The organism is Protofrankia sp. CiP1_Cm_nod2 (assembly GCF_920664355.1).
Classification (GTDB): domain Bacteria; phylum Actinomycetota; class Actinomycetes; order Frankiales; family Frankiaceae; genus Protofrankia.
Genome location: NZ_CAKKTL010000064.1, coordinates 4,467 through 18,609, shown reverse-complemented (window position 1 = coordinate 18,609; position 14,143 = coordinate 4,467). Strand labels below are relative to the sequence as shown.

9 protein-coding genes and 2 pseudogenes are annotated in these 14,143 nt (G+C 70.9%); 10 read left to right on the top strand and 1 reads right to left on the bottom strand.

Features of this window, described 5'->3' with window-relative positions:
• Positions 1-52 precede the first annotated feature (52 nt).
• The 4 genes from NBW84_RS09625 (at position 53) to NBW84_RS09610 (ending at position 8,586) form a co-directional block, all read left to right on the top strand.
• Positions 53-1,132, top strand: a complete 1,080-nt coding sequence (locus NBW84_RS09625; RefSeq protein ID WP_250283762.1) for a hypothetical protein — start codon at positions 53-55, stop codon at positions 1,130-1,132.
• A gap of 131 nt (positions 1,133-1,263) precedes the next feature.
• Positions 1,264-3,054 carry an Ig-like domain-containing protein gene (locus NBW84_RS09620; RefSeq protein WP_250283761.1) on the top strand — a complete coding sequence of 597 codons (1,791 nt, stop codon included), beginning with the start codon at positions 1,264-1,266 and terminating at the stop codon, positions 3,052-3,054.
• 1,761 nt (positions 3,055-4,815) lie between these two features.
• On the top strand, positions 4,816-6,219 hold the full coding sequence (locus NBW84_RS09615; RefSeq protein WP_250283759.1) for a family 2B encapsulin nanocompartment shell protein: 1,404 nt from the start codon (positions 4,816-4,818) through the stop codon (positions 6,217-6,219).
• 117 nt (positions 6,220-6,336) lie between these two features.
• Positions 6,337-8,586 carry a family 2 encapsulin nanocompartment cargo protein terpene cyclase gene (locus NBW84_RS09610; protein WP_250283756.1) on the top strand — a complete coding sequence of 750 codons (2,250 nt, stop codon included), beginning with the start codon at positions 6,337-6,339 and terminating at the stop codon, positions 8,584-8,586.
• On the opposite strand, the gene NBW84_RS09605 is transcribed toward NBW84_RS09610, so the two are convergent.
• Positions 8,551-8,763: a hypothetical protein gene (locus tag NBW84_RS09605; RefSeq protein WP_250283754.1), complete on the bottom strand. Its 213-nt coding sequence runs from the start codon at positions 8,761-8,763 to the stop codon at positions 8,551-8,553. The two genes, NBW84_RS09610 and NBW84_RS09605, sit on opposite strands and share 36 nt — an antisense overlap.
• Positions 8,764-9,274: 511 nt before the next feature.
• On the opposite strand from NBW84_RS09605, the gene NBW84_RS09600 reads away from it, so the two are divergent.
• The 6 genes and pseudogenes from NBW84_RS09600 to NBW84_RS09575 all read left to right on the top strand — a co-directional run.
• Complete coding sequence (locus tag NBW84_RS09600; RefSeq protein ID WP_250283752.1) at positions 9,275-10,441, top strand: thiolase family protein; 1,167 nt, start codon at positions 9,275-9,277, stop codon at positions 10,439-10,441.
• A gap of 81 nt (positions 10,442-10,522) precedes the next feature.
• Positions 10,523-11,284 carry a 3-hydroxyacyl-CoA dehydrogenase gene (locus tag NBW84_RS09595; RefSeq protein ID WP_250283750.1) on the top strand — a complete coding sequence of 254 codons (762 nt, stop codon included), beginning with the start codon at positions 10,523-10,525 and terminating at the stop codon, positions 11,282-11,284.
• 30 nt (positions 11,285-11,314) lie between these two features.
• Positions 11,315-12,025 (top strand): TetR/AcrR family transcriptional regulator, encoded by a 711-nt coding sequence (locus tag NBW84_RS09590; protein WP_250283748.1) that lies wholly within the window; start codon positions 11,315-11,317, stop codon positions 12,023-12,025.
• Between the two features lie 223 nt (positions 12,026-12,248).
• Positions 12,249-13,115 (top strand): hypothetical protein, encoded by an 867-nt coding sequence (locus NBW84_RS09585; protein WP_445548678.1) that lies wholly within the window; start codon positions 12,249-12,251, stop codon positions 13,113-13,115.
• Between the two features lie 288 nt (positions 13,116-13,403).
• Positions 13,404-13,783 (top strand): annotated as a pseudogene (locus NBW84_RS09580) (transcriptional repressor).
• A 36-nt stretch (positions 13,784-13,819) separates the two neighbouring features.
• A pseudogene (locus tag NBW84_RS09575) lies at positions 13,820-14,143 on the top strand (catalase/peroxidase HPI); the annotation flags it as partial.

Here is a 14,143-nt window from a genome sequence, read left to right as displayed (position 1 = left end):
GACGGTGTTGCGCGCACATGTCCGCCGCGTCGAAGTCAGAAAGGGAGATCCGATGAGGATGAGGTCGCTGCGGCATCCTGTCCTGGGAAAAGCGCTGATCGCAGGTGCGCTGCTGGCTGTCACGGTGCCGGGAGTCGCGTACGCCAACACGGTGGGCGTCACCGTGCGAACCCCGGGGGCCACCAGCGGCCCCGGATCGGCCTTCTCCGAGATCTCGACCCACGCGGACTGTAGCGGCGGCCTCATCTCCGGAGGTGGGATCAACCAGGCCATCGGTACCGGCTCGTCGTCGAACGGCAACCATGTGATGGGTACCGAGCCCAGCTCCGACGGCAGCACCGAATACACCGGTTCCACCGGGGCCGTCGGTACCGACGTGACGCACTGGCTCGGTATCGGTGGCAGCGGGGGCGCGGTCAACGCCTCCTTCTCCACCACTCCCTACGCGGTGTGCCTCACCAGCAGTCTGATCAGTCACACCCAGGTGGTCATGAACAAGATTTCCGGGCCCACGTCCGGCTCAACGGTGGGCCTGGTCACCGCCACCTGCCCGGCGAACACGGTCCTGCTCGGCGGCGGGGCGCGTACCACACCGGCCAGTATCGGCAGCCTCAAGCCGATCGCCAGCTTCCCCACCTTCAACAACGCCGGACACGACTACGGCCAGAAAGCCGCGGCCGACGGTGAGACCAATCCGGACTCCTGGACCGCCGTCGGGTGGAACGGCGGCGGAGGCAACAGCAACAACACGACCTACGCCTACGCGGTCTGCAGCGGGAACAACATCGATGTCAGTGGAGTCACCGTGAAAATCCGGTACAGCGAGGTGAGTGGCCCGGCCTCAGCGACCACAGGGCAGACAGCGACCGTGGGCTGCGGTGGTCAGGACGGGAAACTGGTCAGCGGAGGTGCCGCCGTCAGCGGGGGCAGCGTGACGACCACCGACTTCACCGGACCGGGCTCGGGCGGCGACCATCTCAACGGCAGCTTCCCCAGCGATTCCAGCGGCAATCCCGTCGGTGACGGGACCACTACGGCGGCATACTGGACGGCCTTCACCCACACCGGGGGCACAAGCTCGCCGAGCACCTATTCCGATGTCTGGGTGCTGTGCGCCGACGACGGCGTCTGAAAACCGGCAGCACCGGCCCGCGGGCGGGCACGGGCCGAACACGGCCTGCCCGCGGATCACCCATCTCAGCATTCCACCACCTCCGCAGGCCCGGAAAGGCGCCGTCGATTTCCGTGAACCGTCGTTTCATCATGTCCAGAGCCGTAGCGATCGCGGCCGCCGGCGCGACCGGCCTCCTGGCCGCCGTCATGGGGACGCCCCTCGCCGTAGCCGCCGGTCCGGCCGGCGCGGCCGAACCCTGCGGCGCGGGCGGCGTCCTCACCACCTCCCCGCCCACCTGCACCTACACCGCTGCGGGGACGGACACCTTCACCGTCCCGGACGGGGTGACCGCCGTGAGCGTCGACCTGTTCGGTGCCGAGGGCGGCAGCGCGGCCGGCTTCGTCGCTCCGCACCCGCCGAACGACGGCGCGGCCGGCGGGCTCGGCGGCGAGACCCGCGCCACCCTGGCCGTCAGCCCAGGGCAGATCCTCCAGATCACCGTGGGCGCCGCCGGCATCCCCGGAACCTCCCGGCACGGCGAGTTCGCCCGGCCCGGCGGCATCGGCCACGGAGCCGGCGGCGGTGGCGCGCACGGCGGAGGCGGGTCCGGCGGCGGTGGCTCGGACGTGCGGCTCGCCCCCTCCGGCCAGTCCGGTCGGCTCCTGGTCGCGGGCGGCGGCGGCGGGGCCGGTAACGGTGGGCCCCTCCTGCACGGCGGCGACGGCGGCGGTCCCACCGGGCAGGCCGGCGGGCAGGGCGGCGGACCCGCGGGGTCCGGTGTCGCCGGCGGCGGCGCAACCCAGAGCGCCCCCGGGACCGGGAGCCCCAACTCCGCTGCCGGCGGCCCTGGCGCTCCCGGCAGCGACATCGACCCCAACACCGGCCAGCCCAACCCGGGCAGCGGGGGCCCAGGGGGCAACGGGGGCGGCGGCGGCAACGGGGGCGGCGGCGGAGGGGGTGGCTACTTCGGCGGTGGCGGTGGCTCCGGCGGCGGGGAGCCCGGCGGCTTCTTCGGGGCAGGTGGCGGCGGCGGGAGCGGGTATGCGACGCCAGCGGCGACCAACGTCTCCCTCATCCCGGGCGTCAGCCACGGCAGCGGCAAAGCGATCGTCTCGTTCCGGTACGAAACCGCGATCACGCTGACTCCGAGTACGTCCACCCCGCTGTTCGGGCACGCCGTCGCCGTCACCGCCACCGTAGGCCCCGCCTACCCGGCCGCGGGCGTCCTGACCGGCACGATCACATTCTCGGACGGGACAACACCCCTGGCCACCGTGCCGGTCAGCGGTGGTCAGGCCAGCTTCAGCACCGGCGCGCTCCAGCCCGGATCCCATCCGGTCACCGCCAGCTACAGCGGAGACCCGCGCTTCGCGCCGAGCACCACGGCAGGACCCACCGGGATCACCGTCGGATTCAGCCAGCCGTGCACGACGACACCACACCACGGTCCTCTGATCGTGGCCACCGGCCGGTCGCTGTGCATAGGAGCCGGCGGCCAGCAGGACGGGCCGGTCACCATACAGCCCGGTGGAGCCCTGGCCGTGCTGGGCGCCGAGGTCACCGGCCCCCTGTCCGCCAGCGGTGCCGTCGCGGTCACCGTCTGCCGGTCGACGCTGGCCGGGCCGGTCACCATCCGGACGAGCAGCGGCTACGTCCTGATCGGTGCTGATCACGACGACGTGACGGCCTGCATGGGCAACACCATCCAGGGCCCGCTGACCCTGGAGGCCAACAGCGGAGGTCTCGAAGCCTCGGCCAACACGGTCACGGGACCGGCGCGGATCACTGCCAACAGCGGCAGCGGCCTGCTACCGGAGGACGCTGTGCCCGCATTCGAGGCCAACCATGTCACCGGCCCCCTGAGCTGCGGCGGCAACGAACCAGAACTGCGGCAGACCGGCAACATCGTGGACGGGCCGCGATCCGGGCAATGCCGATAGAGGCGTTTGCGCGGCAGGCTGTTTCTGTGCGACAGACCGCTATTGCGTCGTCAATGGCGCCTGGTAGGCACTGAGAAGTCCGCCGAGGTTGGCAACGCCTCGGCGGACCGTCCTGCGCCTCGATTCCGCCGAGCCACTGGTCGAAACTCGCGGGAGCAGCCGATCAGCGTCAGCTCGGTATAGCCCCAAGTTCATACTTTTGCTTGTATGCATACGTTCGTGTGATCTCTGATGCCTGTCGGCTCCCGCTCCGGCCTGGCGTCCGGTGGGACGTCGGGACTGTCGATTATCTGTATGACGACCGTCCGTACGGCTAGCCGGTCGAGAGGACCCAGCCATTCCAGAGATCGACTCGGCCGACGCCGGTCAGCAGCACGACGCCGACGCCTATGAAGACGAGCCCCGACGCGACCGGGAACGGGAGGAAAAGGATGCTCCGGAATCCCTGGAAGAAATCCGGGACGACGACGTGGCCCAGGCCGTGCGGCCGGACAGGATACGGATGCGGGCGCCTACGTCGTGCTGAATCCCCACCGGGTGCAGCAGCCGCTCGACCCGGCGGTCGCCGTTCCGAGTGACGAAATCAACCGTCGGGGTGTGGCGAGTGTAACGATCGGGATCTTCGTCGACGTCGACGTCGACGTCGACCACGGTCCCGGTCGTGTAGTGCCCCCGTATCCGGAGCCGGACGCGTTCCAGCGAGGCCCTCGCGCCGGCGATCGGCGCCCGCATCCGCTGCCCGTCACGTCAGCCCGACCATTTGCGATCTTCATAAAACACAACTAACACACATAAAACACAAAAGTCGAACTGGAGAACTAGTACGAAATGACTGGAAAGCGGGAATATCTCATGGATATTAGTTACTAGTAGTGCCGATGCTTTCGTAACTCACAGTTAGCAATTGATCGCTTGAGGGCGTGTCGAGCGCTGGGTGGCCGGCGTCCTCCGAAGCCCTGGTGAGTTGTCTCGCTATGACTTTCGGGTGCCGTCGCGGGCATGCCCGGTGAACGCCCCCGCCTGCCGGCCGGCCCGGAATGGCCGCGCCACGGGCCCGCATGCCGGTCGCCGCCGATGCGGCGGGGGAATCGGTTGAATGATCGCGTTCCGATGGCCGGCCGAGCTGGCCGCGACGCGTTGCCCGGAGATGTTTCCTGTCCCGGCCCCATCGTCCTTTACTGTCCGTAACCGACAAGATCGGTCAGCGGACTAGACGGGCCACCTTCCGGGCCAGTCCTCGAGTAGTTCCGCAAAGTGCTTGCCGCCCGTGGCTCCGATGGAGGAGGCTGCCGATGCGCGGCCACGCGCTTACCGACAGCGAACAAAGCGCATGTCGCCGAACGGCGCGACATGACGGGGGGTCCACGGGTATGAAGCTGCTGACCGCGCGATCATCCGGACGGATGGAGGGCGGGGATCATCCGTATGCGTTCCTGGAGATCTGACCGGGCCGCTGGCCCGGGCGCGTCTCCAACGCCGGTACCGCGGCCGTAGGGATGCCACGAGAATCCCCGCCACTGTCTTTCCCACGTTCGGTGGGAGCCCTCGGAAAAGATGACACGGCGCTGTCGGAGCGGCGCCGGCGCCGCCGCGGGCCAGAAGTTCTCGGGAAAGTACCGGAACAGCCCTGACGAATCCGGCCGGCCGTCCCGCGCACCCCGCGGGGACACCGACCGGACAGCGCATCGGTTAAGGGCACGGCGTACCGCCGGTGCCCGGTTGCCCCGATCCCTGGAAGAACCACAGAGAGGTGGAGCCCGCATGACCGAGCCCGTATCGACCGGCCCCGGCGTGACCGGTGAGGACCCCCGGCTGAGCCTGAGCACGGCGGCCGCGCGCAATCTCGCGACGACCACCAAGTCCGTCCCCCAGATGCAGGAGATCACCTCCCGGTGGCTGCTGCGCGTGCTGCCCTGGGTCCAGACGGCCGGCGGCGTCTACCGGGTCAACCGGCGGTTGACCTACATACTCGGCGACGGGCTCATCACGTTCACCTCCACCGGATCCGAGGTGCGAGTGGTGCCCGGTGAGCTCGCCGAGCTGCCCGCCCTGCGGGGCTTCGACGGCGACGCGCTCACCGCTCTCGCCGACCGCTTCGCCCAGCGGGAGTACGCACCGGGCGACGCCCTGGTGGAGACGGGCGCGCCGGCCGACGCGGTGTTCCTCGTCGCCCACGGCAAGATCGGAAAATTCGGCCCGGGCGAGTACGGTGACGAGCGCTCCCTCGGGGTGCTTGCCGACGGCGAGTACTTCGGTGACGAGGTCCTCGTCGAGCCGGACCTGACCTGGGAGTACACCGCCCGCGCCCTGACCGCCGCCACCGTGCTCGTGCTCACCCGCGAGCAGTTCGCCGAGGTCGTCGAGCGGGACGCCGCGCTGCGCGGGCACCTGGCGGACTACCGCTCCCGCCCGCAGCCGCCGCGCAACCGGCAGGGCGAGGCGGAGATCGCGATCGCGGCCGGGCACAGCGGCGAGCCGGACCTGCCGGGCACGTTCGTCGACTACGAGCTGGCCCCGCGGGAGTACGAGCTCAGCGTCGCCCAGACGGTGCTGCGCATCCACAGCCGGGTGGCCGACCTGTACAACGAGCCGATCAACCAGCTGGAGCAGCAGCTGCGGCTCACCGTCGAGGCACTGCGCGAACGCCAGGAGCACGAGCTGGTCAACAATCCCGACTTCGGCCTGCTGCACAACGCCGACCTGCGCCAGCGCATTCACACCCGCTCCGGCCCGCCGACCCCGGACGACTTCGACGAGCTGCTCAGCCGGCGGCGCAGCACACACTTCCTGCTTGCCCACCCCCGGACGATCGCGGCCTTCGGCCGGGAGTGCACCGCGCGGGGAATCTACCCGGCGACCGTCCTGTTCCACGACCAGCACGTGCCGGCCTGGCGTGGCGTCCCCCTCCTGCCGCTGAACAAGATTCCGGTCAGCGCCACGGGAACGACCTCCGTCATCGCGCTGCGGACCGGGGAGGAGAACCAGGGTGTGATCGGCCTGCACCACACCGGCCTCGCCGACGAATACGAGCCGGGGCTGTCCGTCCGGTTCATGGGCATCAACGAGAAGGCAATCATCTCGTATCTGGTGACGACCTACTTCTCCGCCGCCGTCCTCGTCCCGGACGCGCTCGGAATCCTGGAGAGCGTCGAGATCGGGCGCTGAGCCCACCCGCCGGCGTGTCGCCGCGGCCAGCGCGCCGCGGCGACACGCCGGTATTCGGTGACGCATTCCGGGCGTGACCGCCCGCACCAGTGGCAGAGAAGGGTTTCCCGGAGAATCATGCAGCCTTTCACCCTCCCCGAGTTCTACGTGCCCTATCCGGCGCGCCTGAGCCCCCATCTGGACGCCGCCCGGGAGCACAGCCGGGCGTGGGCCCGGGCCATGGAGATGATCGACCCGCCCGAGGGCGGGACCGCGATCTGGACCGAGCGGGACCTCGACGCCCACGACTACGCCCTGCTGTGTGCCTACACCCATCCCGACGCCACCGCCGAGCGGCTGAACCTCGTCACCGACTGGTACGTGTGGGTCTTCTACTTCGACGACTACTTCCTGGAGCTCTACAAGCGGACGCACGACATGGCGGGCGGGCGGGCCCATCTCGACCGGCTGCCCGCCTTCATGCCGGTCGACGGCGAGATCACCGAGGAGCCGACGAACCCGGTCGAGCGCGGGCTCGCGGACCTGTGGACGCGGACCGTGCCCGCCAGGTCCGCCGACTGGCGGGAACGGTTCGCGGTGAGCACCCGCAACCTGCTCGACGAGTCGCTCTGGGAACTCGCCAACATCAACGCCGGCCGGCTGGCCAACCCGATCGAGTACGTCGAGATGCGCCGCAAGGTCGGCGGCGCGCCCTGGTCGGCGAACCTCGTCGAGCACGCCGCGGACGCCGAGGTCCCGGCCGCCGTCGCCGCCACCCGTCCGCTGCGGGTGCTGCGCGACACCTTCGCCGACGCGGTCCACCTGCGCAACGACCTGTTCTCCTACGAGCGGGAGGTCACCGAGGAGGGCGAGCTCAGCAACGGGGTGCTGGTCGTCGAACGCTTCCTCGGCATCGGCACGCAGCAGGCCGCCGACGCCGTCAACGACCTGCTCACCTCCCGGCTGCACCAGTTCGAGCACACGGCGGCCGCGGAGCTGCCGGCCGTCCTGGACGAGCACGGCATCGACCCGGCGGGACGGCTCGCGACGCTGGCATACGTCAAGGGCCTGCAGGACTGGCAGTCCGGCGGCCACGAGTGGCATCTGCGCTCCAGCCGGTACATGAACCGCGAGGTGGCCCTCGACGCCGTCCCGGCCGGTCCCGGGCTGCCCGCCGGGGTGGGTGGGCTGCCCGGCCTGCCCGGCACGCCGAGCCTCGGCACCTCGGCGGTGCGGGTCGTGCCGTCCCTGCTCGCGACCGCGCCGCGGCGGCTGCGGTCCCATGCCAACGTGCCGTTCCGGGTGGTCGGGCCGACCCGGCTGCCCGAGTTCTACCTGCCGTACAGCACCGGGCGCAGCCCGCACCTGGACGCCTCGCGACGCTCGGTCGTCCGCTGGGCGGGTGCGATGGGCATGCTGGACCCGGTCCCGGGCATCTGGGACGAGCACAAGCTGGTCGCGTTCGACTTCGCCCTGTGCTCGGCCGGTATCCACCCGGACGCCTCCGCGGCGGAGCTCGACCTCACCACCAGCTGGCTGACCTGGGGCACCTACGGCGACGACTACTACCCGGTGATCTTCGGCCGGAGCGGGAACCTGGCCGGGGCGCGGCTGAGCAACGAACGGCTGCGCGCCTTCATGCCCCTCGACGGCCCGGCCACCGAGGTACCGGCGAACGCCCTCGAGCGCGGCCTCGCCGACCTGTGGGAACGCACCGCCGGGCCGATGGGGCCCGCCGCGCGGGCCGCCTTCCGCCGCGCCGTCGAAGTGATGATCGACAGTTGGCTGTGGGAGCTGGCGAACCAGGCGGTCAACCGCATCCCCGACCCCGTCGACTACCTGGAGATGCGCCGCGCGACGTTCGGCTCCGACCTGACGATGAGCCTGTGCCGGCTCGCCCACGCGCACACCGTGCCGGCCGAGATCTTCCGCACCCGGCCGGTACGGTCGCTGGAGAACGCCGCGGCCGACTATGCCTGCCTGCTCAACGACGTCTTCTCCTACCAGAAGGAGATCCAGTTCGAGGGCGAGATCCACAACTGCGTGCTGGTGGTCGAGAACTTCCTCGGCTGCGGCCGCGACCGCGCGGTCGAGGTGGTCAACGACCTCATGACCGCCCGGATGCGCCAGTTCGAGCACATCGTGGCCGACGAGCTGCCGGCGCTGTTCGACCGGCTTCAGCTTGACGGCGACGTCCGCGACGCGCTGCTCGGCTACGTCCATGATCTGCAGAACTGGCTGGCCGGCATCCTGCGCTGGCACGAGGGGACCCACCGCTACGAAGAGATCGAGCTGCGCTACCACCCGGCCGTGGACCGGCGGCCCTTCGGCGCTCCGACCGGGCTGGGCACCTCAGCGGCGGACGTCCGCAGGCTGGTCGCCCGGTAGGACCTCTCGCGCCCCGGCCGCCGGGACTGCTCCGGCCGCCGGGCCTGCTCCGGCGGGCTGGCCGGCGCCGAGCAGGCGCAGGGCCCGCGCGCGTTCCTCGGCCGTGCCGACCAGGCTGACCAGCGCGTCGGTGGCACCGAGGGCGCCGAGCGGCACCGAGGGCGCGGGCTGTCGCACCGGGCACGGCGCTGCCGGCGGGATCGGATCCCGTGCCGGTGGCGCCGGGGACGCGGCGTCCGTCGACGACCTCGCGGGCGACGAGATCCCGGACGGTGGTTCGGAAGCCCACGTGGTCCCGCTCGTGGCGCGTGCGTTCCGCCGTGGAACTCCCTGGTCGGGGGTGGCCCGATCGGGACAGAAAGAAGTCTTGTTTATCGATCGCTAAGATGGCCGGGGTGAACGATAGAGCAGGCGGGATGGGGGTCAATCCCCCGAAGGGGGAAAATCCTCTCCGTTACTTCAATTGTGATGACGGTTTCTGCCGGTCATCGGCTGTGGGGCTCGTTGCGGTCGCTGGCGGCGGGATCACGTCCACCGCTTGACGCGCCTGCCACTGGAGCCTAGCGTCCCTGTTTATCGATCGATAAATAAATGATCGTGGTTTGCCTGGGAGGCCCGTGGAAGCCGGCCCGTGGAAGCCGAGAGACCGGCCACGGACGGGTCCTCTCACCGCTGAGAGGAGCGCGGGATGAGCGACGCCGTGATCGTCGACGTGGTACGGACCGCGTCCGGCAAGGGCAAGCCGGGCGGGGCGCTGTCCGGTGTCCATCCGGTGGACCTGCTCGCGGGCGTGCTCCAGGCGCTCATCGAACGCACCGGCATCGACCCCGCCCTGGTCGACGACGTCATCGGTGGCTGCGTCTCGCAGGCCGGCGAGCAGGCGGCCAACATCACCCGGAGCGCGCTGCTCGCCGCCGGGCTGCCCGAGTCGGTGCCCGGCGCCACGGTCGACCGTCAGTGCGGCTCCAGCCAGCAGGCGGTGCACTTCGCCGCCCAGGGCGTGCTCGCGGGCGCCTACGACGTGGTCATCGCCTGCGGTGTGGAGTCGATGAGCCGGGTACCGATGGGCTCCCCGGCGCAGGGGCAGGACACCACCGGGACGCTGCTTGCCCGGCGCTACCCCAAGGGCCTGGTCCCGCAGGGGGTGTCCGCCGAGCTGATTGCCGCCCGCTGGAAGCTGGAACGCCAGGAGCTGGACGCCTTTTCGGCCCGCTCCCACCAGCTGGCCGCGGCCACCGCCGCCGCCGGCGGCTTCGACCGGGAGATCGTGCCCGTGGGCGGCCACCGGGTGGACGAGACCGTACGCCCCTCCACCACCGTGGCGGGGCTGGCCGGGCTGAAGCCGGCCTTCCTCGGCGTCCCCTCGGCGGCCCGCTTCCCGGAGATCGGCTGGCACGTCACCCCGGGCAACTCCTCCCCGCTCACCGACGCCGCCTCGGCCACCCTGATCGTCAGCGCCCGGGCCGCCGAACGGCTGGGCCTGCGCCCCCGGGCCCGGTTCCACGCCTTCGCCGTCACCGGCTCGGACCCGGTGCTGATGCTCACCGGTGTCATCCCGGCCACGCAGAAGATCCTCGCCCGGGCCGGGCTGTCCATCGACGACATCGACGCCTACGAGGTCAACGAGGCGTTCGCGCCCGTCCCGCTGGTGTGGCAGCGCGAGCTGGCCGCCGACCCGGCGAAGCTCAACCCCCGCGGCGGCGCGGTCGCGCTCGGCCACGCCCTGGGCGCCTCCGGTGTCCGGCTGCTGGCCACCCTGGTCAACCACCTCGAGGCGACCGGCGGCCGGTACGGTCTGCAGACCATGTGCGAGGGCGGCGGGATGGCCAACGCCACCATCATCGAGCGCCTGTAGCCGGGCCGGACGCCGTACAGACAAGCGGGACGCCCTCCCGGAACACCGGGGAAAGACCGCACTCCGTGGGAGGAAAGCTCCGTGAACATCGAAGGCAGTGTCGCGCTCATCACCGGCGGGGCCTCCGGCCTGGGCCTGGCCACCGCGTACCGGCTGCTGGACGCCGGGGCGTCCGTGGCCCTGGTGGACCTGCCGTCCTCCGACGGCGCGGCCGTGGCCGCCAAGCTCGGGGACCGCGCCGTCTTCACTCCCGCCGACGTCACCAGCGAGCAGGACGTCACCGCGGCCCTCGACATCGCCGGGCAGCTCGGGCCGGTACGCGTCGCGGTCAACTGTGCCGGCATCGGCACCCCCGGCCGGGTGCTGGGCAAGGACGGCCCCCTCTCCCTGGAGCTGTTCACCCGCGTGCTCAAGATCAACCTGATCGGGACCTTCAACGTCATCCGGCTGGCCGCCGCCCGCATCAGCGCCCACGAGCCCGTCGACGGCGAGCGCGGGGTCATCGTCAACACCGCGTCGGTGGCCGCCTACGACGGCCAGATCGGCCAGGCCGCCTACTCCGCGTCCAAGGGCGGCGTCGTCGGCCTCACCCTGCCCGTCGCCCGCGACCTCGCCGGCCGGCAGATCCGGGTGGTCACCATCGCCCCCGGCCTGTTCGAGACCCCGATGCTGGCCACGCTGCCTCAGGAGGCCCGCAGCTCCCTGGGCGCGCAGGTGCCGCATCCCAGCCGGCTCGGCCGTCCCGAGGAGTACGCTGCCCTCGTCCAGCACATCGTGGACAATCCCATGCTCAACGGTGAGGTCATCCGCCTGGACGGCGCCATTCGCATGGCCCCCCGATGATTTCCCCGGTGATTCCCTGAGGAGTCCCGCGTGAACACGGCACCGGATACGGCCGCCGGTGCCGCGAGGCGGTGGCGCGAATACCCACCGCTGAATCTGCACCCGGTGCTCAGGCACGCCATGGAGGCGTTCCACGAGCACGGCTACCACGGCACGTCGGTGCGCGACATCGCCCGCCGGGTCGGGGTGACCGTCCCGGCCCTCTATTACCACTACGAGAACAAGCAGGCCCTGCTGGTCACCCTGATCGAGACCTCCATCCGCGACGTCCTCGACCGCTGCCGGGCCGCGGTGGCCGAGGCCGGTGACGACCCGGCGGCCCGCTTCTCGGCCATGGTCGAGTGTGTCGTGCTCTACATGACCAACCGTCACCGGCTGGCCTTCCTCGACACCGAGATCCGCAGCCTCGAGCCGGAGAACCGGGCCCGGTACGTCGCGTTGCGTGACTATCTGGAGCACATGCTGCTCGACACGGTCGAGGCGGGTGTCGCCCAGGGCCACTTCACCACCCCCATCCCGGCCGACGCCAGCCGGGCGGTCCTGACCATGTGCCAGAGCGTGTCCATCTGGTATTCCCCGGACGGGCCGCTGCCGCCGGAGGCGATCGCGCAACGGTACGTCCTGCTCTGCCTGAGCACGGTCGGCTACACCGGCGACCACCCCCTCGGGCCGGGCCGGCCGGCCGGCGGCCAGCGCGGCCGCCCGCGGGCGGTCACCGGCACCCGCGACGCTTTCCGGTAACTTCGACGTACGCGGGGGGATCGCTTCCAGCCGTCCCACGCCGGTCTCGAGAAGGGCCCCCGGGCGCCTGTCAGGGACGCCAGCCGCCCTTTGTTTTTCCCTGTTTCCCCCTGCTGATGGAGGGACAGCCCCCCTACAGGGGAGGTTTCGCTCCCGTGACACCTCTTAACGTCCGGAGTGACGGCCGTCATATTTGTGATGGCTCCGGCGAAGGAGGCCCTCATTGGGACGCATGCCGCGGGACGTGGTGTCACACGAGCTCGATCTGCTCTGGCAGTCGATCTTCACCTGGGTGAGCTGGGCTCTCGTGCTCGGTATGATCATGGTCGCGCTCTATCTGTGGCGTAGGGAGCGGACGCCATTCTATCTCTGCGCGCTGCTCGCGGCGGGCGTCGGGGCGTTCGCCGAGCCGCTGTACGACGTCGCCTTCGACCTGTGGTTCTTCGACGCGGACGCCGCCGGCAAGCCGGGCGCGATGTGGTCGCACTTCAGCGCCTTCGGCGTCGTGCAGCCCAACTGGACGCACAGCGGCTACATCATCCTGTACGCCGCCGTCGCGCTGTACGCCGGGCGCCGGATGTACGAGGGCCGTCTGAGCTACCGGGGGCTGTTCGCGATCTGGGGGGCGGAGATCCTCACCTCGTGCGTCTTCGAGACGATCGGCACCGGCGTCGACGTCTACACCTACTACGGCCCCTACGAGCTGCGGATCTGGAACTACCCGGCGGTGATCGGCGTGCTCGAGGGCACCCAGACGGTCCTGTTCACCGTCCTGGCCGTGCAGATCTGGCGGCGCGTCTCCAGCCCCTGGGGCCTGGCCTCGCTGTTCGCCGCCTTCCCGATCACGATGTTCGGGGCGAACTTCGGTATCGGCAGCCCCATCATCATCGCGCTGCACCTGGACGGCGAGGACTTCTCCCGTGGGCTCGTGTGGGCCGCGACCTTCCTCACGATCGCCCTGTGCGTCCTGGCCATCCACGGCGCGTCGAAGTTCCTTCCCCGGCCCCGCGCGGCCGCCGAGCCCGACGGCCTGTCCGTCCCGCCACGCGAGCGCGCCGCTGGGGTGACCGTTGGCGCGAGCGCGGCGTGACCATGGCGTGACCGCGGCATGACCGCGGCGTGACTACGCCCGCCACCCGGAGGGGCTCGGCTTGAGACCAGCGTCCCTCCGGGCCGGCGGTCTCTGGCCGCGGGAGCCCGGGGCCTTCGCGTCCGCGCCATGTTCCGGGACGCGGGCCCGGGCCGTTCCGGATCAGAAAGCATGCCCTCTGGATTCTTGACTGATTCCAGAAAACGGGCCAGGGTCGGGGACGTGACTACGGCCGTGGACCTCCGGCAGATACCGCGCGGGGCCACCCTGCGCGCGGCCCGTCCTCGGATGGCGGTGCTGAGCGCGGTGCGGGCGCGTCCGTGCGCCGCAACGGACCCGCTCGCCGGCGCCGTGCGCGGGCATCTGCCCGGGGCGTCCCACCAGGCCGGGTACGACTCGCTGCGTGCGCTGACGGCCACGAGCCCGGTGCGGCGCGTCCGTCCGTCCGGCTCCGTGGCTCTCGCTGCGGGTCGCGGGCAGGGGACGGCCATCACCATGTCGTGTGCCGGGTCGTGCGCCGGTCATCCGGCGTCATCGCCGACGTCGGCCGCGCCGTTGGTGAGGTGCCCTGCCCGGCCGCGTCCGACGGCCGCGGCTTCTCGACCGACGAGGCCGGGGTCATCCGCTGGGGCCTGCGTACCGGCTGCTCCACCGCACGCAGTTCCTGACCGCCCCTGATCCGCCTAGGCCCGGGAGGAATCTCAATGTCCGAGAACCACGATGCGGTCGTATACGACACAAACGCGGAGAGTAGTGGTAGTCGCCCGGCCGCGAACGGGCGTGTCCCGCACCCCACCCAGGGCGGCGGGAACCGCGGCTGGTGGCCGAACCGGCTCAACCTGAGGATTCTCGCCAAGAACCCCGAGGTGGCCAGTCCCCTCGGCAAGGAGTTCAGCTACGCCGAGGCGTTCCGGACCCTCGACCTCCCCGCCGTGAAGCGGGACGTCGCCGAGGTCCTGACGACCTCGCAGGACTGGTGGCCGGCCGACTACGGCCACTACGGCCCGTTCATAATCCGGCTGGCGTGG